The sequence below is a fragment of the Serratia sp. X10 genome, assembly GCF_017811775.1.
In the GTDB taxonomy this organism is placed as follows: domain Bacteria; phylum Pseudomonadota; class Gammaproteobacteria; order Enterobacterales; family Enterobacteriaceae; genus Serratia; species Serratia ureilytica.
The window spans coordinates 141,223-160,983 of the sequence record NZ_JAEIOH010000009.1 but is presented as its reverse complement, the minus strand read 5'-3'; the positions used below and the strand labels follow the sequence as shown (position 1 = coordinate 160,983).

General features: G+C 61.8%; 13 protein-coding genes and 3 tRNA genes. 5 read left to right on the top strand and 11 right to left on the bottom strand.

Going from position 1 to position 19,761, the window contains the following annotated elements; genetic code table 11:
* The first annotated feature begins 7 nt into the window (after window positions 1-7).
* Window positions 8-442 (top strand): cysteine desulfurase sulfur acceptor subunit CsdE, encoded by a 435-nt coding sequence (csdE, locus tag J9788_RS22670; RefSeq protein WP_033652490.1) that lies wholly within the window; start codon window positions 8-10, stop codon window positions 440-442.
* Here csdE and tcdA read toward each other — a convergent pair.
* Complete coding sequence (tcdA, locus tag J9788_RS22665) at window positions 433-1,239, bottom strand: tRNA cyclic N6-threonylcarbamoyladenosine(37) synthase TcdA (protein ID WP_046899054.1); 807 nt, start codon at window positions 1,237-1,239, stop codon at window positions 433-435. The two genes, csdE and tcdA, sit on opposite strands and share 10 nt — an antisense overlap.
* 84 nt (window positions 1,240-1,323) lie before the next feature.
* Complete coding sequence (gene mltA / locus J9788_RS22660; RefSeq protein WP_033644860.1) at window positions 1,324-2,460, bottom strand: murein transglycosylase A; 1,137 nt, start codon at window positions 2,458-2,460, stop codon at window positions 1,324-1,326.
* A gap of 216 nt (window positions 2,461-2,676) precedes the next feature.
* Here mltA and J9788_RS22655 point away from each other — a divergent pair.
* From J9788_RS22655 to J9788_RS22645, 3 genes are all read left to right on the top strand, one after another.
* Window positions 2,677-2,753 (top strand) — tRNA-Met (locus tag J9788_RS22655).
* A gap of 58 nt (window positions 2,754-2,811) precedes the next feature.
* A tRNA-Met gene (locus J9788_RS22650) sits at window positions 2,812-2,888 on the top strand.
* Between the two features lie 65 nt (window positions 2,889-2,953).
* Window positions 2,954-3,030 (top strand) — tRNA-Met (locus J9788_RS22645).
* A 90-nt stretch (window positions 3,031-3,120) separates the two neighbouring features.
* On the opposite strand, the gene amiC is transcribed toward J9788_RS22645, so the two are convergent.
* Complete coding sequence (gene amiC / locus J9788_RS22640; RefSeq protein ID WP_046899053.1) at window positions 3,121-4,374, bottom strand: N-acetylmuramoyl-L-alanine amidase AmiC; 1,254 nt, start codon at window positions 4,372-4,374, stop codon at window positions 3,121-3,123.
* A gap of 239 nt (window positions 4,375-4,613) precedes the next feature.
* On the opposite strand from amiC, the gene argA reads away from it, so the two are divergent.
* Window positions 4,614-5,939 (top strand): amino-acid N-acetyltransferase, encoded by a 1,326-nt coding sequence (gene argA / locus J9788_RS22635; protein WP_015378910.1) that lies wholly within the window; start codon window positions 4,614-4,616, stop codon window positions 5,937-5,939.
* Between the two features lie 38 nt (window positions 5,940-5,977).
* Here argA and recD read toward each other — a convergent pair whose 3' ends face one another.
* The 8 genes from recD to J9788_RS22595 form a co-directional block, all read right to left on the bottom strand.
* Window positions 5,978-7,828, bottom strand: coding sequence for an exodeoxyribonuclease V subunit alpha (gene recD, locus J9788_RS22630; protein ID WP_182265313.1), 1,851 nt, complete (start codon window positions 7,826-7,828; stop codon window positions 5,978-5,980).
* Window positions 7,825-11,376 (bottom strand): exodeoxyribonuclease V subunit beta, encoded by a 3,552-nt coding sequence (gene recB / locus J9788_RS22625; RefSeq protein WP_182265314.1) that lies wholly within the window; start codon window positions 11,374-11,376, stop codon window positions 7,825-7,827. The genes recD and recB overlap by 4 nt, the downstream gene beginning before the upstream one ends.
* Window positions 11,373-14,261, bottom strand: coding sequence for a pitrilysin (gene ptrA, locus J9788_RS22620; protein ID WP_182265315.1), 2,889 nt, complete (start codon window positions 14,259-14,261; stop codon window positions 11,373-11,375). Before ptrA ends, recB begins: the two co-directional genes overlap by 4 nt.
* Window positions 14,262-14,492: 231 nt before the next feature.
* Window positions 14,493-17,864, bottom strand: a complete 3,372-nt coding sequence (recC, locus tag J9788_RS22615; RefSeq protein ID WP_182265316.1) for an exodeoxyribonuclease V subunit gamma — start codon at window positions 17,862-17,864, stop codon at window positions 14,493-14,495.
* Window positions 17,865-17,896: 32 nt separating this feature from the next.
* Window positions 17,897-18,253 carry a prepilin-type N-terminal cleavage/methylation domain-containing protein gene (locus tag J9788_RS22610; protein ID WP_046899048.1) on the bottom strand — a complete coding sequence of 119 codons (357 nt, stop codon included), beginning with the start codon at window positions 18,251-18,253 and terminating at the stop codon, window positions 17,897-17,899.
* Complete coding sequence (locus J9788_RS22605; protein WP_182265317.1) at window positions 18,243-18,689, bottom strand: YgdB family protein; 447 nt, start codon at window positions 18,687-18,689, stop codon at window positions 18,243-18,245. The genes J9788_RS22610 and J9788_RS22605 overlap by 11 nt, the downstream gene beginning before the upstream one ends.
* Entirely contained in the window at window positions 18,686-19,264 is a 579-nt protein-coding gene (locus tag J9788_RS22600) for a prepilin peptidase-dependent protein (RefSeq protein WP_182265318.1), read from the bottom strand. The genes J9788_RS22605 and J9788_RS22600 overlap by 4 nt, the downstream gene beginning before the upstream one ends.
* Entirely contained in the window at window positions 19,258-19,761 is a 504-nt protein-coding gene (locus tag J9788_RS22595; protein WP_182265319.1) for a prepilin peptidase-dependent protein, read from the bottom strand. The genes J9788_RS22600 and J9788_RS22595 overlap by 7 nt, the downstream gene beginning before the upstream one ends.

The window sequence follows — 19,761 nt, the reverse complement described above, 5'->3', positions numbered from 1 at the left end:
AGACGCTATGCTCGCCCCCCATCCTTTTGGCCGAGAGATCACCGCCGAAGCGTTGATCGCCACCTTCAGCGCGCTGAAACAGTGGGAAGACCGCTACCGCCAACTGATTATGCTCGCGAAACGGCTGCCGCCGCTGCCGGAGGCCTTGCGCAGTGAAGAAATGGCGTTGAGCGGGTGTGAAAACCGCGTCTGGTTGGGGCACCAGTTGCTGGAAGACGGCACGCTGCACTTTTATGGCGACAGCGAAGGCCGCATCGTGCGCGGCCTGTTGGCGGTGCTGCTGACCGAAGTGGAAGGGAAAACGCCGCAGCAGATCGCCGAATTGGATCCGCTGGCGCTGTTCGACCGCCTGGCGCTGCGCGCTCAGCTGAGCGCCACTCGCGCCAGCGGGCTGGCGGCGTTGGCCGCCGCCGTGCAGGCGATCGCCGCCCGTTACGCCTGACGCGCCGCCTTCGCCACCATCTTTTTCAGCGCGTGCGACACGGCGACGAAGCCGAAGGTGGCGGTGACCATGGTCGCCGCGCCGAAACCTGCGCTGCAATCCATTCTTTTCGGCCCTTCCGCCGTGCTACGCGAAGCGCATACCGAACCGTCCGGCTGCGGATAAACCAGCGGCTCGCTGGAGAAGACGCAGTCGATGCCCAGCTTGCCCTTGCCGTTTTTCACCACGTTAAAATCGTGCTTCAGTCGCTCGCGCAGCTTGGCGGCCAGCGGATCCTGAATAGTTTTCGCCAGATCGGCCACGTCGATTTTGGTCGGATCCATCTGCCCGCCGGCGCCGCCGGTGGTCACCACCGGGATCTTGAAGCGGCGGCAGTAGGACAGCAGCGCCGCCTTCGGCCGCACGCTGTCGATCGCGTCGATGACGTAGCTGAAGTTATGGTCCAGCAGCTCGGCGACGTTGTCCGGGGTGATGAAATCGTCAATGCAGGTCACCCGGCATTCCGGGTTGATCGCCAGGATACGCTCCGCCATTACCTCGGTTTTGGATTGCCCGACGTGCTGGCGCAGCGCGTGGATCTGACGGTTGGTATTGGTGACGCAAACATCATCCATGTCGATCAGAGTGATGGCGCCGATGCCGGTGCGCGCCAGCGCCTCAGCCGCCCAGGAACCCACGCCGCCGATGCCGATCACGCAGACGTGCGCCTGCGCGAACACCGCCAGCGCCTGCTGGCCGTATAACCGCGCCGTGCCGCCGAAACGCTGCAGATAGGCTTCCGAATAAGCTGTGCTCATAACGCTTTAATTACCTTCGTAATGCAAATGATAAGGGCCGGAAAATCCGGCCCTTGCGGGTCACTCTTTTCACGCCGTGCGCGTTTAGCGGGTGACCAGCAACGAACCGCCGCCGTTTGACTGATTGGCGCTGAACAGCTGGCCGCCGCCGTTGTTCTTCAGCACCCAGACGCGGCCATAGTGGTTGTAGTAGCCCGCCGAGTGGCCGGCTTCCGGCCCGATGCCCTGATACATGTCAAAATGCTGGCCCTTGATGGCGCCGCCCACGTCGAGCGCGACCATCAGACGCATCTCGTATTTTCCCGTGAATTTACCCTTGTTGTCCAGCAGCGGCACTTCGGCCAGCAGCGTGGTGCCTGCCGGGATCAGCGAACGGTCGGAGGCCACCGACGCTTTGGCGATCAACGGCACCGCGCTGGCGCCTTTCACCGGCGCAAAAGCTTCCGGGCGGAAGAACACGAACGACGGGTTCTGCTCCAGCAGCTCACGCACCTCTGCGGCGCTGTGGGTATCCGCCCACTGACGGATCGCCTGCATCGACATGTCCGCCTTGGCCACTTCACCGCGATCGATCAGCACCTTGCCGATGCTGCGGTAGGCGTGGCCGTTCTTGCCGCCGTAGCCGAAGAACACCAGCGGCTGACCGTTGCCGTAGTCGACGTAGCCGCTGCCCTGGACTTCCATCATGAAGTTGTCCATCAGCGAGTTGGTGTAAGCGATGATATAGCGATCGTCGAGCGCGCCGGAATAGATGCCCGCGCGATCCGGCAAGCGGCCCCTGCCCTTCGGCGGCATGCGGTACAGCGGATAACGGAACTCGCCCTGTTGGGTATAGCGTGCCTGCACCACCGGCGTGTAGTAGCCGGTAAACTGCACGTTGCCGTAATTGTCGACGCCTTCCATCTGATAAGCGCTGAGGCCGTACTGGCTCAGCATGCGCGTGTCGGCGCCGGACGCCATCCAGTTTTGCACCGCCTGATAGGTGCTGTTGTTGCGGTTAAACAGCGAAGGCGACGCGTACTTGATCTCCATCAGCTGATCCGAATAATCCTTGGCGTTGACCGGCGAACCTTTGGCGTTGGGCTGATTGACCAGCTCCAGCGATTGATCCAGACGGCCGTCCTTATATTGCTGACCCCGATCGGTCGGCTTGGACGAACAGCCCGCCAATACCGCCACCATCAACCCGCCCAGCAGGTATTTGCCCCAACGTCCTTTCATCGCGCACACTCTCAAACTGATATGATCTACCGGCTGAACGATAACAAACGCTCATTGATAAAGGAATCGCTGCAAATAAAAAAAGCCGCACGGAGGATAGTGATGAAAAAGAAGGCAAATTGCGGGCAAATTCAGCAGAAAAACGGGTTTAGGCCAATAAAATGCAAAAAGGGTTTGCAACAAAACGCATGGAGAGTATAGTGCGCATCCATCGGACGCGGGGTGGAGCAGCCTGGTAGCTCGTCGGGCTCATAACCCGAAGGTCGTCGGTTCAAATCCGGCCCCCGCAACCAACCGATGCCGCAGTGGCGGTATTTTGCGTTTGGGTTCGATAACAAAGTATTACACGGACGCGGGGTGGAGCAGCCTGGTAGCTCGTCGGGCTCATAACCCGAAGGTCGTCGGTTCAAATCCGGCCCCCGCAACCAACCGAATGTCGTACCAGCGGCATAACATGAACGGTGGTTTCGTCGTAATACCGCATCAAGACGGACGCGGGGTGGAGCAGCCTGGTAGCTCGTCGGGCTCATAACCCGAAGGTCGTCGGTTCAAATCCGGCCCCCGCAACCAACTCTTGATGACAACAGATAAGCACCCTGACGGGTGTTTTTTTGTATCTGCAATCCGCAAAAACAGCCGGACTTGCGCCCGGCCCTGCCGCTATCGGCTCGCCAGCGCGCCGCCGTTGGCGAAATAAGCCTTGATGCCCGCCAGAATCGACTCCGCCACCTGCTGCTGGAAATGGCTGGTGCGCAGCTTGCGCTCCTCTTCGATATTGCTGATAAACGCCGTTTCCACCAGGATTGACGGGATATCCGGCGCCTTCAACACCGCAAAACCGGCCTGATCGACGCGATTCTTGTGCAACCGGTTGATTTTACCCATCCGGTTCAACACTTCCTTGCCGAACTTCAGGCTATCGTTGATGGTTGCGGTCTGGATCAAATCGAACATGGTGTGGTCGAGATAGCGGTCGCCGCTCTTGCTGACGCCGCCGATTTGGTCCGAGGCGTTCTGCGTCTGCGCCAGGAACTTGGCCGCCGAGCTGGTGGCGCCTTTGGTGGACAACGCGAACACCGACGACCCGCGCGCGGCGCGGCTGGTGAAGGCGTCGGCGTGAATCGAAACGAACAGATCGGCGCGCTGCTTGCGCGCCTTGGCGACGCGCACCTTGAGCGGGATAAACACGTCTTCATTGCGCGTCATGAACACCTTCATGTTCGGTTCACGCTTGATCATGGCGCTCAGCTTGCGGGCAATCTGCAGCACGATGTCTTTCTCGCGCGTCTTATACTTGCCGATCGCACCGGGATCTTCGCCCCCGTGGCCAGGATCCAGCATGATGACGATCGGCCGATCGCGCCCCGCCTTGCCGGCCTGTGGCGCTTCGGGCGGCAACGTGCGCTCCAGATCGCCCTTGTTGTAATCTTCCAGTAACGCCAGTAGCGGATCATACTCCTCGCCGCCGCTGCCGCCCTTGGTCGGGTAGAGATCCATCACCAGACGGTTGCGATACTCCGGCACCGGCGCCAGCGAGAACATATGCGGGCTGACGCTTTGTTTGAGCTCCAGCACCAGCCGCACGGTATTCTGATCGAACTGGCCGACGCGCGCCTGCTTGAGATAAGGATCGTCGGCGCGCACCTGCCCGGCGATGCCCTTCAGCACGCTGTTGAGATGCACGCCTTCGATATCCACCACCACGCGATCGGGATTGCTCAGGGCGAACTGCTTGTATTTCAGTTCGACGTTGGATTCCAGCGTGACGCGGGTATAAGTGGAGGACGGCCAGACGCGCACGGCAATCACGTGCGATGACGCGGCGAAGCCCGTGCGACTCACACTCAGCAACCAGCTGGCGGCAACGCCCTGTAATAAACGACGGCGGCCCAGATTGTGATTAGCGTTTGGCATGCGGCTCCGGCAGTAATAACTGTTTACAACAGATGAAAAAAACACCAATGACTTGGGAATGCCGAAAACTTTAACCAATCATTCCAGCCCTGTCATCAGAAAATCTTTTTATGGTTTTTCAATTTATTAACGATTTAGCGCCCTTAGCTTGCCCTTCATGACGATTTCCTACTTGCCATTGGCGCAATAAAAGAATAAAAATACAAAAATATCGTATAAATATGCAAAGAGGTTTGCCCGTGAAGGAACGTAGTACAGAGCTGGTGCAAGGATTCCGTCACTCCGTCCCCTATATCAACGCCCACCGCGGCAAGACGTTTGTCATCATGCTCGGTGGGGAAGCCATCGAACACGAGAATTTTTCCAACATCGTCAATGATATCGGGCTGCTGCATAGCCTGGGCATTCGCCTGGTGGTGGTTTACGGCGCACGGCCGCAGATCGACGCCAATCTGGCGCAGCACAACTATGAACCGATCTACCACAAGCATACGCGCGTGACCGACGCCCATACGCTTGAGTTGGTCAAGCAGGCGGCCGGTTTATTGCAGCTGGACATCACCGCCCGGCTGTCGATGAGCCTCAACAACACGCCGCTGCAGGGCGCGCACATTAACGTGGTCAGCGGCAACTTCATCATCGCGCAGCCACTGGGCGTCGATGACGGCATCGACTACTGCCACAGCGGCCGCATTCGCCGCATCGATGAAGAAGCGATCCATCGTCAGCTCGACAGCAACGCCATCGTGCTGATCGGCCCGGTCGCCGTCTCGGTGACCGGCGAGAGCTTCAACCTGACTTCGGAGGAAGTCGCGACTCAGCTGGCGATCAAACTGAAAGCGGAAAAAATGATCGGTTTCTGCTCCTCACAGGGCGTGACCGACGCGGAAGGCAACATCCTTTCCGAGCTGTTCCCCAACGACGCGCAAAAGCGTCTTGAAGAGCTGGAGGAAGGCGGTGACTACCATTCCGGCACCGTGCGCTTCCTGCGCGGCGCGGTGAAAGGCTGCCGCAGCGGCGTGCGCCGCAGCCACCTGATCAGCTATCAGGAGGACGGCGCGCTGGTGCAAGAACTGTTCTCACGTGACGGCATCGGCACCCAAATCGTGATGGAGAGCGCCGAACAGGTGCGCCGGGCGACGATCAACGACATCGGCGGTATTCTGGAACTCATTCGGCCGCTCGAACAGCAGGGTATTCTGGTGCGCCGTTCGCGTGAACAGCTGGAGATGGAGATCGACAAGTTCACCATTATCGAACGCGACAACCTGACCATCGCCTGCGCGGCACTGTACCCGTTCCCGGAGGAAAAAATCGGCGAGATGGCCTGCGTGGCGGTGCATCCCGATTACCGCAGCTCTTCGCGCGGCGAGATGCTGCTGCAGCGGGTGGAAAATCAGGCGCGGCAGATGGGATTGAAGAAGCTGTTCGTGCTGACCACCCGCAGCATCCACTGGTTCCAGGAGCGTGGCTTCACCCCGGCGGAGGTCGACGTGCTGCCGATGCAGAAACAGGCGTTGTACAACTACCAGCGCCGTTCCAAAATCCTGCTGGCGGATCTGTAATCCCTGCGGGCGCGGCCGCTACCGCGCCCCTTCATCGCTTATTTCGTCGTCTGCAGCCGTTCAGCCAATCCGCTGCGACGCTGGGTCGGCGTGCGAATGGCCCGCAGCAGCACCGCGTCCGTGGCGTACAGCGAGAGCTGCTGACGCGCACGGGTGATCGCGGTATAGACTAGCTCACGCGTCAGCACCGGCAAGAAATGGTTCGGCAACACCAGAACCGTATGCTCAAATTCCGATCCCTGGGACTTGTGCACCGTCATGGCATAGGCGGTTTCATGCGCCGGCAAACGGCTCGGCTGCACCGATTTGATGCTGCCGTCCGGCAGTTGGAAATGCACGCGCAGTTCCCCCTGCTCATCCGGCAGCGTAATGCCGATATCCCCATTGAACAGCCCCAGCGCGCTGTCGTTACGGCCGATCATCACCGGCCGCCCCCGATACCAGCGGCCGAGCACGCCCGGTTTGCGGTCGATCAGACCGGCGCGCTGCAGCCCGAGTTCAATACGTTCATTCAGGCCGGCGACGCCGAACGGCCCTTCACGCAGCGCGCACAGCACCTGGAAACGGCCAAAGGCGGCCAGCACCGCCGCCGCATCCGCGCCTTCGGCAGTCAGCCGCAGATAGTCGCGATAGCCCGCCACGCACGCGTCCAGCAGCGCCTGATACTCTTCACTCGTCGCCAGCGCATAGCCCGCGACATCGCCGAAACGGCCGTTTAGTGCCGCCAGCGCGCGATCTCCGGCGCCGGCATTAACCGCCAACGCCAGTTGGCCGATGCCGGAGCGGGCATCGAAGCGATAGCTCTTGCGCAACAGGCACAGGCTGTCGCGCACCGCCGCTTCCGCGTCGGCCTGCTGCCCTTTGATCGCACAACCGGTCAGGCGGCTCAGCTCTGCGGCGCGCGCATCGCTGTATCCCTGCTCGGCAAAACGGCAAATATCCCCCAACACCGCACCGGCCTCCACCGAGGCCAGCTGATCGCGGTCGCCGAGGAAAATCACCCGGGCCCGATCGGGCAACGCCGCAATCAGGCGCGCCATCATCGGCAGATCGACCATCGAGGCCTCATCCACCACCAACACATCCAAATGCAGACGGTTACTGCGGTGATAGCGCATGCGCTGACTGTTGGGTTGCGCCCCCAACAGACGGTGCAACGTCGCCGCCTCCGTCGGGAACAACGCCTGCTGCGCCGGGGGCAACGCCAGCTGACGGCTGGCGCTGCCAAGCGACTCCGTCAGGCGCGCCGCCGCCTTGCCGGTTGGCGCCGCCAGCTGAATCCGCAAGCGCGCGCTTTCATCCAGCTGCACCAGCGCCGCCAGCAGTTTAGCGACGGTGGTGGTTTTACCGGTGCCCGGTCCACCGGAAATCACCGCGATGCGCCGCGTGGCAGCCACCGCGGCGGCGATCTTCTGCCAGTCGGGTTCATCGCTCGCCGCGCCGAACAAGCGGTCGAGAATGGCGCGCAACGCCTCCTCCGGCACCGTCAGCGATTCCCCTTCACCGCCGATAAACGCCGCCACTTCACCTTCGTTTTGCCACATGCGTTGCAGATATAAGCGCTGCCCACGCAGCACCAGCGGCGTAGCGCCGCTGCCGTCCCCAACCGCCGCGCTGCTCGCCAGACGCTGCTGCCAACGTGCGCTATCCGGTCGCCCGACCGCCTCCCACAGCGCCAGCGCCAGCGCCGGTTGGCGCCCTTCAAACAGCGTGTCCGCCTGCAGCTGCTCCAGCATCAGGCAAACATGCCCCGCCCCCGCCTCTGCGCTCAGACAGGCGGCGGCCAGTAAAATATCAGGCTCGTCTTCGCTCGCCACCACGCGGGCGAACTGCACGTCCAGCGGGCGCAGCGCGCCAAGCGCCACCGCCTGCTCCAGCAGTGCGATCATGATTTTTCCTCCGTCGCCGCAGCTTCGCCGCTGAACAAGCTATCCATTCCCGCCACCAGCTCAAACGCGGGGAGACAGGTGAAAATGCCGTTGCCCGGGTGCGCCGCATCCACGCCGCGCAGGAACAGATAAATCACCCCGCCGAAATGGCGCCGGTAATCATAATCCGGCAACCGATGGCGCAAGTAACGATGCAACGCCAGCGTATACAGCTGGTATTGCAGATCATAACGATGCTCCGCCATCGCCTGCTCCATCGCCGGCCGGGTATAGGCGCTGCTGTCCTCCCCCAACCAGTTGGACTTGTAGTCCAGGAGGTAGTATTTGCCTTGCCAGCAGAACACCAGGTCGATAAAGCCTTTCAGCATGCCCTGCACCTGATGGAAATCCAGCGCCGGGCAGCGGGCGGAAAGCGGATCGTAACGCTTCACCAGAGTATCGAGCTCTTTCGCCTGCAACAGCCGGTTAATCGGTAAATAGAACTGCAGCTCTGCCTGCTTATGCTGCGGCGTCAGCGCCGCCAGCGTCACGCCGCTGTCATCGAGCGGCGTATTGAGCAGCACCTGCATCCACGCCAGCAGTATCGGTTGCCAGTGTTCGGCGAACCCTTGCCGCTGCAGCTGTTCCAGCAGCCACTGTTCGTCGAGCGGCTGGGTGAAATCCAGCGTTTCAAACAGGCTGTGCAGGAAGGTGCCGGGCGTTGCGCCGCGCGGGAAGGTATGTGGTGTAAGCGCTGGCTCACTTTCTTCCCCGCGCTCACCGGCTGCGTCGACATCCAGACGCGGCAGCAGATCCTGCATCAGGCTCGCGCCGTGCTGCTGCAAGCCGGTATAGCTGGTCACCCGCCAAAAATCCTGGATCCGCCGGGTAAAGCTTTTCGCCGCCAACGCTTCGGCCAGCGACGCCTGGGGTTGCCAGGGTTCTGTATCCGGCGGTTCAACCAGCGACAGCGCGATACCGCCGCCCACCAATTGCTGCAGCCGCTCCTGCAGATACACGGCGTCGCCGGGCTGCCCGCCCTGCACCAGATAGCCCAATGCGCTGCGGTGCAGATCGGTATCGCCCTGCTTCTTGCGCGTGCCCTGGAACAGCGGCGCAATGCCGATACTGCAGTGGTACACCGAGCGGGTCAGCGCCACATACAGCAGACGCAGATCTTCCGCCAATCGCTCCTCCTCCGCCCAGGCCTGGCTCTCTTCATTGGCGTCGAGGTCCAGCAGCGCCTGGAAACTGTGGCGATCGTGATACAGCGCCTGCTGCTGCTGGCGGAAGTTGCCGACGAACGGCAGCCACACCAGATCGAACTCCAGCCCTTTGGACTTGTGAATCGTGATCACCTGTACCAGATGCCGGTCGCTCTCCAGCCGCAGTTGCTGATTGTCGGACTGGCGATTAGGCTGAGCGATCTGCTGCGCCAGCCAGCGCACCAGCGCATGCTCGCTGTCGAGCTGCGCCGCCGCTTCTTGCAACAGCTCCCCCAGATGCAGCACATCGGTCAAGCGCCGCTCGCCGCCGGCGCTGGCCAGCAGGTTCTCCGCCAATTGGCGCGCTTTCATCACCTCGCTCAGCATCGGCAACACGCCGCGGCGCAGCCAGAGCGTGCGGTAATTGTCGAATTCATTAACCAGCGCGTCCCAGGCGCGCTCATCGCGGCTCAAGCCGTCCAGCGTCGGCGCGTCCAGCCCCATCAGCCCGGTGGCCATGGCGCTGCGCAGCGTGCGCTCCTGCTCCGGCGCCAACACCGCCTGCAGCAACCACAGCAGGTCTTTGGCCTCCGGGGTGTCAAACACGCTGTCGCGGTTGGACAGGTAGACCGATGGAATAGACAGCGCGCTGAGCGCATCGCGCACCAACGCAGCCTCGTTGCGGCTGCGCACCAGCACCGTGATATCGGAGGCTTGTACCGGCCGTGACACCTTGCCGCTCTGCAGCCGCGCCAGGCCCTGCTGCCCGGCGCTGAGCCAGTCGCGAATTTGCGTGGCGCACAGGCGCGCCATCAGCTGTTGGTAATCACTTACACCCGCGCCTTCCCCCTGCTGCAGCCAGAACTGCATCGCCGGCTGCGGCTTGCCGTGCAATTCAAACGCCAGCCCTTGGTTCTTTTCCGCCGCGTTAACCTCAATAAAGGGGATTTGGCCGAACAGGAAAGGTTTTTCTACCTGAGAAAACAGGTGATTGACGCTGGCGACCATCGACGGAGACGAGCGCCAGTTGGTCTCCAGCGTATAGTGGGCGCTCACCTCTGAACGCGCGCGCATGTAGGTAAAGATGTCGGCGCCGCGAAAGGCGTAAATCGCCTGCTTGGGATCGCCGATCAGCAGCAGGCCGCAATCGGGCCGGCCGACGTAAAGCTTTTGGAAAATACGGTATTGCTGCGGATCGGTATCCTGGAATTCATCGATCATCGCCACCGGATAGCGCTGGCGGATCGCCTGCGCCAACTGTTCGCCGCCGCCGCTTTGCAGGGCGCTGTCCAAACGGCTGAGCAAGTCGTCAAACCCCAGCTCGGCGCGCTGGCGCTTTTCCTGCTGAATGGAGGTGCGGATCTCGCTGAGCGCGCGCGCCATGATTAGGTCGCGCAGCGTCAAGGGTTCATCGAACAGTTCGTCTATCGCCGTGAACAGCGCATGACGCGGCGGCTCGCCCTTCTTGGTCTTCTCCAGCAGCACCGACTGGCGAAACTTGTCCAGCTCCTTCGGCAGTTGGTAATCCTGGGTCTCCTGCCCGCTCCATTCGCCGACCTTGTTCAGCCAGTTCGGCAGGTGTTTGCTGCTGTAGCTGCGCTTATCGACGCCGGACTGGGCGATTAACGCCTCAAGATCGCCCGCCGCCGCCCGCCATTGCGCCTTGATGGCGTCGATGCGCGCGACGATCTGCTCGTGGCGCATCAGGACGGTTTCTTCGTCCTTCGGCGGCCGCCGCAGCGCCGGCGCTTCACCATGCAGATAACCGGAAAGGTCAGCCAGCAACGCTTCCGGGCCGCTCCACTCCTGGCTGATCGCACGCGCCACGCCCAGCGGCAATGGATAGCAATGACGGCGCCAGAAATCGGCGCAGGCCTGCCGCCGCAGCGGCAGTTCGTCCTGCACCAGCGTTTGTTCAAACAGCATGCCGGACTCGAAGGCGTTGTGGGTCAACATCCGTTGGCAAAAGCCGTGGATAGTGTAAATTGCCGCTTCGTCCATCTGCCGCTCCGCCGCCAGCAGCTGCGCAGCGGCGTCAGACAAATCGTCAATTTCTTCCATCAGCGCCGAAAACAGCGGGTTAGCGCTGATGCCGCGCACACAGGCGATGCGCAGCCCGTGGATATTGTCACGGATACGCCCGCGCAGCTCCTCGGTGGCGGCCTCGGTAAAGGTCACCACCAGGATTTCTTCAACCGTCAACGGGCGGGGAAACGCCGCGTCACCGCCTAACCCCAGCAGCAAGCGCAGGTACAGCGCGCCGATGGTAAAAGTTTTGCCGGTGCCCGCCGACGCCTCGATCAGGCGTTCGCCAAACAGCGGCAACGTCAGCGGTTCTAGCCTCTGCGGGGCGACTTCCGTCATGGTGTCGCCACTTTGCGCGGCAGGATCTGCTGCAATGCCGACGCGTTCGGATAGGTGACCCAATCCTTAGGCGCCGCGTAATCCGCCTTGTTTTGCCCGCTGCCGCTGACCTGCGACAACACCGCCAGCCCCTGCGGCTGGATCACCGCCTGGTGGAAATAATCCGCCAGTTTGGTCGGCGTCAGCTGTTGCACCTGTGCGATCAGCTTCTGGCGGGTATCAAAGGCGAAGTTGCCGCGATCGAAATCATTGGCGAACCGGCTGGCCTCCTCGCTGAGGGTTTGCGGCCGCTGTTTGAGTTCGTTGATCAGCGCCTGTTTGTACTGCTCAAAATCGGCCTCGCTCATTTCACGCAGGCGTTTCTCGGTTTTCGGATAGAAATCCTGATAGCGCTGGTACAGGTAGGCCGGCTGTTTGCTGTTGCTCTGCAACAGGAAGCCGACGCCCCACTGGCGGCCCACCGACATCGGGAAGGCAAAGACCGCATACCCCAATTGTTCCTGAGTGCGCAGCTGGCTGTAGAACCACGGCTGAATAATCTGCCCCAACAGCGAGCTGTAGGCCATGCCGGTCACTTCGTCGTAACCGGTCGGTACATAGACCGCCGCCAGCGCCGAGTCGGTGCTGCTGCCTACCTGTTGCAGGTTGGCCAGCTGGTTCTTGTCCACCACCACGTCTTCGCCGTGCCACCACTCAATACCGGTACAGCCCAGACGGTGCTTCAGCGTCGACGCCAGCGTATCGACCTGTTGCTTGCTCATGTTGCCCACCACCAGCAGCTCCGGCGTGGCCTCGGCCAGCAGGCTGTCGCGATACGCCAGCACGTCTTTCAGCGTCAGCGTTTTCAGCACTTCGCGGCGCTCGCTGCGTTCGGAATACGGCACGCGGGAAACCATCTGCACCGGCTGAATGGCCAGTTCAAACGCCTTGCCCTTCTCGGCGGCGTCCAACTGCTCCAGGTACCAGGACTTGGCCTGCGCCAGCTGATCTTCCGTCGGCGTGAAGCTGGAATAGCCCTCGATCAGCGCCGTCAACAACTGCGGCAGACGCTGGGTAAAGCCGTTGGCGTTAAACATCAGGCCGTTGTTCGGCGACGTCGAGAAACTCAACCCGCCGACCGACGCCTGATAGCTCAGCTGATCCAACGCCAGGCCGGCCAGATAATCCGTCAGCGAGAACAGCACCTGGTTGCGCGCGGAATCCATGGTCTTGGCGTTGCGGAAAGCGACGGTGACATCGGCCTTTGGCTCATCGGCGAAGTAACGGCTCGGCATATACAGCACGCGCAGGCCGGGCTTATCCACCACCATTTCCGGCTTTTTGAATTCATGCGACGGTTTGGTCAGGGTGAAATCATCCGGAATGTACGGGTTGAGCGCCGGCAATGACAGGGAAATGCCGCTGCCCAACTGCTGCCACTGCGTAAAGCGCTGCGGCGTGATTTTGTCGACCTGGTAAGGCGCATTGACGAAATAGGCCGTCTTGTTGTGCGGTTCATCCGGGCTGACGAACCAGATGCGCGCATTTTGCGGTGTCATGGCGTCCAGGCGTTCGGCGATCGCCTTAGGATCATAGCGATCGGCCAGGTAAGGCGCGTCCAGCGCATGCTCAACCGGCACGCGCAGCATAGTGTCCACCAGCCATTCGATGTAGTCCATGTCGCGCGTGATCGACGGATAGCGGAAGTCCAGGTTCAGAACATGCGAGATTTCGTCGAAGTAGCTCTGCTTGATGCCTTCGCTGCGCAGCATTTTCAGGTAGTTGAAAATGGCGGCGATGACTTGGTCGCGCTGGGCCAAGCCTTTGTCAGTCAGCGAGACGCTGATGGCGAAGACGCCGCCGTTGCGATCCACCATCGGATCGGCACCGGCATTGATGGCGTCCGCCAATCCCTGCTTCTGCAACCAGTCGGACAGGGTATTTTTACTGCGGTTGCCGATCAGGTAACCGATGTAGGTATCGGTTTTGCTACGAAACGCGGCGCTGTTGTTATCGATGCGGAACTCAACCTTCAGCTGCTTGCGCGGCTGCGCCGGCACATAGTGAATGATGATGCCCTGCTGCTCCGGCGTGACGGCCGGTACGGTGATCGGCGGCACGCTGGCGTCATGATTCGGCACGCGGCCAAAGGTTTTTGCGGCAATGTCAGCCAGCTGCGGCAGCGGCTGATTGCCGTACAGCACCCCCATCATCAGATTGGCGGAGTAGTAGCGCTTATAGAACCCCGTCAGCTCATCGTGCAACTTGCTGTCCGGCTTGTCCTTCAGCGTGTCCAGATTACCGCCGGAGAAGCGCGCGCTCGGGTGCGCCGGGTTGAGGGTTTCCGCGCCGACCTGCGCCATACGCATGCCATCGCGCGAACGCGCCATCGTCAATTCGGCATTCACCGCGTTGCGCTCGCGATCGGCATTGCCCGGATCGAGCAGCGGCTCGGCAATGGCGTCGGCCATGCGATCGACCGCCGGCTCCAGCGCGTCATTCTCCACTTCCAGATAGAAGGCGGTGCGATAAGAAGCCGTGCTGGCGTTGTGGCTGCCGCCGTGCTTTTTCAGGAATTCGGACAGGTTTTCCGGCTCGGGATAACGTTTGGAGCCCATCAGCACCATATGTTCCAGATAGTGCGCCAAGCCCAGTTGGCTGTTCGGATCTTCGAGCGACCCGACCGGCAATGCCAGCGCCGCCAGCGATTTCGGCGCTTGGGCATCGGACACCAGCAGCACCGTCATGCCGTTAGCCAGCTTGATCGCCTCGTACTGACGCGGATCGTGCTCGCTCTTGTTGATCTTCTCCGCCAGCGGTTGCCATCCTTGTGCGGCCCAGCTCAACGGCGCCCAACACATAGCCAAGAATACCAGCCCGGTGATGCGGGCCAACTGTCTGCGCATATCCAAAATAAACCCCTATTCTGACATCGCCACGCCCACTCCCTGACGCTGGCGACGTACATCAAAACCACATAACCAAATCTGTACTCGCCGGGTTCTTCGCCAATGTGGCGCCTCAAACGCGGCGGGTATATGCCTGTACGTTATGTAAGACCGGGAATTACCCCAATGGTTGAATATAACCTTCGTTATTTTTACCACCTCCCGCCGCACAGCACCACCGGGGGATTGTTACCCCAGGTTATGACGCGCCACCGGCAGCAGATAACGCTCTGTTTCGGCCAGTATTTGCGCCAGGTAGTCATTGTCCAATTGGCGGAACACTCGCTGAACGTAGGGATCTTCCCCTTCTCCGGGAATGCGCTGATCGCCCTGCCAAGCCTGCAGCAATTTGGCGCGAGCCTTTGTTTGCGCTTCTTCCTCCCAGTCGATTTGCTGCGTTTCCGGCTGATAACACTGGCTCAGCCACGCCCAGCCGCTCTTGTTCAGCAACAGCAGCGGCTGACACAAACCGCGCTGATAGCCCGCCAGCAGTTCCGCCAGCTGCGCCTGCGCGTCTTCGGGCGCCAGCGCGGCAAAGCGCCAGGCGGAGTTCTTGCGACCGTACATGCGGCTCTCGCCGGTGCCGCCGGCGCAGCAGTACACCAGGTGCTCCAGCCACAGCAATATGCCGTCCACCGCCGACAACGTGGCGGGCCGCCAGCGCAACAGGCCATCATCCTGCACCTGATGCAACCAGCCGCTGAGGCGCACGCCGGCTATCTCGATATCCAGCTCCAGGCTGTGGCTCTGCGCGCGCTCCGCGCGCACCTGTTCGGCCAGGTCGCTCATTTCTTCCTGCTGCCTTTGCCAATAGATTTCCCCGAAGGCGCCATAGGGCAACCCCCCGGCGGCGCGCACCCGCTGGAATAGCCGCTCGGGGTCGTCGCCGTCGATCAGGGTATTCAGCAGTTGGCTGTTGAATTGATAGCGGCTGAGGTTATCCAGCGTGAAGGGCTCTTCGTCCGGCAGTTCGGTCTCTTCCAGGATAAAGCTGACGCCCAACCGCAGCTGGAAGAAAGCGCGAATCGGATGGCGGTAAAACCGCAGCAGCTCCTCCAACGCTATTTGCTGCAGCGTTTCGGCGGGCAGCGGCTGGTTGAAGGCCGGATGCGCCGCCCCGCGCCCGTCGGCGGCGGGCAGCCACTCGGCGGCATAGCTTTGCGCTTCCGAGCCCGGCAAGAAATTCTCGGCGGCGAACGGCATGCGCGCATGCCACTTCAGCAAATGCTCGCCCACTCGCCGGGCGCTGTCGTCGGCGGTGCACGCCTCGTCTCCCGGCAGGCAATAGCTTTGTTCAAGATACTCCAGCAGCTCGGTAACCAGCACCGAAGGATAGCGCGGGCTGTTGTCCTGAATGGAACGGCCAATGAAGCTGATATACAGCCGTTGTTGCGCGGACAGAATCGCCTCCAGGAACAGATAGCGGTCGTCATCGCGCCGGCTGCGGTCGCCGCGCTTGACCTGCTGCGCCATCAGATCGAAGCCCAGCGGCGGCAACGTGCGCGGATACACGCCGTCGTTCATGCCCAGCAGGCACACCACCTTGAACGGAATCGAGCGCATCGGCATCAGCGTACAGAAATTGATTTGCCCGGCGAGGAAGCGCTGGCTGATGCGCTCCTGATCGAGGCGCGCCGCCAAATCGTCGCGCAGAATCGTCAAGGGCACGTCATCCGGATAGCGCGCCGCCAGGCCAAAATTGATGGCCTGCTGCCACTGCTGCTCGATCAATGCCAGCACCACTTCGGTATCATTATCCGCTTCGAAGAAGGCATCCAGCAGCTGTCGGCACAGCGGTAGCCACGCATCGAGCGAGCGCGCTTCGCTCAAGACTTGCCGCCAATGGCTCAATTGGGCCAGCAGATCCGCCAACTGCCCCGCCAGTTCGGCGACCAACCCGCTCGACTCGTCGTAAGGCAAAATGCCCTGCCAATCGCCCGCGTTGCTGTCCATCGCGTAACCGAGCAGCATGCGTGTAATGCCGAATCGCCAGGTGTGCTGGCCCGTGGCGGGCAGATCCAGTTCGCGCACGTTATCGTCGTCCAGACCCCAGCGCACGCCGGATTCACCGACCCAGTGACGCAACAGGCGCAGCCCCTCTTCGCCAATGGCGAAACGGGCGGCCAGGGCCGGCACTTCCAACAGCGCCAGCACCTGTTCCGAAGTAAAGCGGCTTTGCGGCAGATCGAGCAGTGAGATGAACGCCTGCAGCGCCGGATGCGCCTGGCGCGCCTTACGGTCGGAAATGGCGAACGGCAGGTAGCGCTCGGCGGGAGCATTGCCGAACACCGCCTGAATATAAGGCGTATAGCTGTCGATATCCGCCACCATCACGATGATGTCGCGCGGCGTCAACGCGGGATCCTGCGCCAGCATGGTCAGCAGTTGATCGTGCAGCACCTCCACTTCCCGCTGTGGGCTGTGGCAGGCGTGCAGGCTGAGGGAACGATCTTGCGGATCGAGCCTGCGCTTGCTGAAACTGCTTTCCAGCGTTTCCGCCGTGATGCCGATCACCGCGTGGTCTTCCAGCTCCAGCATATCGCGTTGAACGGCGTGCAGCATGGTATCCGCCGGGATATCGACAAAGGCGTCGACCTCTTGCGCCCCTTCCATCTGCGACAGCAAATAGAGGTGATCGCGCCCGAGCTTGCCCCAGGAGGCCAGCAGCGGGTTACTGAGCTGCTGCTGCCCTTCAGCGTCAAACAGACGCGCCGCGTCGGCCGGCTCGCGAAACAGCCCTTGCTCGCGCGCCTGATGATAGTGACGGCGCTTGCGGCTCTGCAAGCGGGCCAGGAAAGCGTAATCCTGAATGTCGCCCCAGTAATAACGACAAGGGTTGGTGAACATCAGGTGGATATCGATATGCCGCCCCAGCGCCTGCAGCGCTTCCAGATAGACCGGTGGCAACGCCGAAATGCCGCAGATAAACACCCGCGGCGGCAAACCGGGCGGACACGTTGTTGCCTGCTCCAGCGCGTGGATAAAGCGGCTATACAGATTGGCGCGGTGCCATTCCGGCTGCCCCAATTCGCGCGTGTACTCCACCAGGCGCGCCCAGAGCGGCGCCTGCCATTGCTGAGCCTCCGCCAGACCGTCGATGCGTTCGCCGCGCTGCCAGCTATCCAGCCACTGCGGGCGATAAACCAAATACTGGTCGAACAGGTCGGCAACCCGGCCGGCCAATTGGTGGATTTTTCGCTTGTCGCCGTCATCGGTGAGATAGTGCTGCAGTGGCGCGAACGCCGGCTGGGTCAGCATCTCCGGCAGCAGCCACATCAGCTTCCAGGTCATGGCGTCCTTACTGAAGGCGCTCTCTTTCGGGATATCCGGCAACACGCGGGTGAACATGTCCCAAATGAAGGTCGCCGGCAGCGGAAACGCGACATTGGCGGCGATGCCGAACTGCTCAGCCAGCTGCATTTGCAGCCATTGCGCCATACCGGGGCTCTGAACCAGCACCACTTCCTGTTGAAAAGGATCGGCCAACGGATCTCTGGCTATCAGCGCGCTGGTCAGCGTTTTCAATAAATCCAGCTGATTGGAATGATAAACCGTGAACATGATGGCTCCTTTAAAACTAGATACGTACCGGCTCAAAAACGGGTGCAATACCAGCGGCTCAGCGTCGCCCACTGCCGTTGCGGAGTTTGTACTCTGACCGTCAATCGGCGGCAATCCGCATCCGCGCCGTCGAACGCCGTCTCGCGTCGCCAGCCTTCCGACAGCGGTTCGGCATCGAGCCGACCGGTGACGGCGAACGCCTCCAACTGCTGATGCGCCATCACCCAGGCTTGTCGGTAGTGCCACTGGCGCTGGAACGACTGCAACAGCACCTGATGATACTGTAACAAGCCCAGCAGCGACACCGAGAACAACAATGCCGCCACCAACACTTCCGGCAGGCTGAAGCCGTTGCGGGATAACCGCCCTGCGCGAGCGTTAACCCTCACAGTCGGCCGGCCTTTTCTCGGGGCAAAAATCCAGCCGCCCGCCCGGCAGCGCTTGCACCCTGCCGACCGATTCCGCACCGCCAAACTCGCCCCATTGATACAGCCAAAGCGGCTCACCCCCGCGCATTTCGCCCAGGCCGCGTACCGTCACGACGCCCGCTCTGGCAGACAGCCGGGCGCAGGCCGTCAGTTCCTCGCGCTGCCTGCATAACCAGGCCGCCGCACTCAGCTCGGCGCGCGGCCAACGCTGGAGCATGCCCCAACTCAGCGCCGAAGCGGCCTGATTGTAAGCCTGGAGGTAGCGCTGCTGATCGGCGGCCAGTAACAGCGCGTTATCCAATTGCCGGTGCTGGGCATTGAGCAACATCAACCCCAACGCCAACAGCAACATTACCGCCGCCAAAGTGCTGCCGCCTCGCTGGCCCCGCCGGTTCATGGCAACGCCGCCATTTCGACGCTCCCGCTCAGGCTGCGCCTGATACGCGCATCGCCGACAGAGCGCCCCGCCAGAGTCAAACGGGCCAGCGCACCGCCATGCTCCCCGCGCTCTATCGCCACATGAAACTGCTCAATGCGCACTTCGTCACGATCGAGCAGCCGCTCCCAGCCGCCGCCGTCGCATTGGCTTACGCCACGTTGCCCTTCCAAGCCGCCATTGCGCAGCCGATAACCGAAATAACCTGCATCCTCGCCCGAGGTGAGCCATTGCCCGCTGCGGGTGATGTCGTAAGCGACGATAACGCAGCTGTCCGCCGCTTCTCCCGCCGTCTGGCCGATCAGCAGCGGACGGCCGGCGCACTGCCCGGCACAGAAACCGGCGCGGCGCAGGTCTTTCTCGATGCCGAATGCCAGTTGCCGCAGCGTTGACTCCAGCCGAAAATGCTTGCCGACGGCCAGGTTTTGCTGGCGCAACAGCGGGTAGGTTTTCGCGGCGCCAAGCGCGATCACGCTGCCGAACACCAGCGCCAGCATCACCTCCGGCAGAGTAAAACCGCGTTCGACAGTCAGCATGGCGCGATCCCCCTTATCCGGAGCCCTTCGCTGCACAAACGCAGCCGCCCTCGGGCGGACAGCACCAGCCGCAGGCCGCCTGCCTCGTTGCTGAGCAGGATGTGCCCCGCCTGCGCGGTATTGCGCAAGCCGTAAAACCCGATCTCTTTGTCGGTGTAGCCGCTCAAAACGACGTCGCGATAAGACGGTGAGAAAACGGAACCCTCGGCGGAAGCGCAATCCGGCGGCGGCACACCGCCGCCCAGGCACCAGGGCGTGCCGTTCTTGAACCACAGCAGCGTCGTGCGGTTGCGCCAGTTGGCGTCCGCCTGCAGTCGCAGTAAAAACGCCAGCAGCTGCTGGGCAGTATGTTCCAGGCGCAACGTTTGCTGATAGTGGCGCCATTGACCGACGCCCCAGCCGGTGAGCATGCCGGCGATCAGGAGCGCCGCCAACAGCTCAATCAGTGTCATGCCACGCTGGTGGTGATCGATGTTCGAGAGCGTATTTTCTTTCAT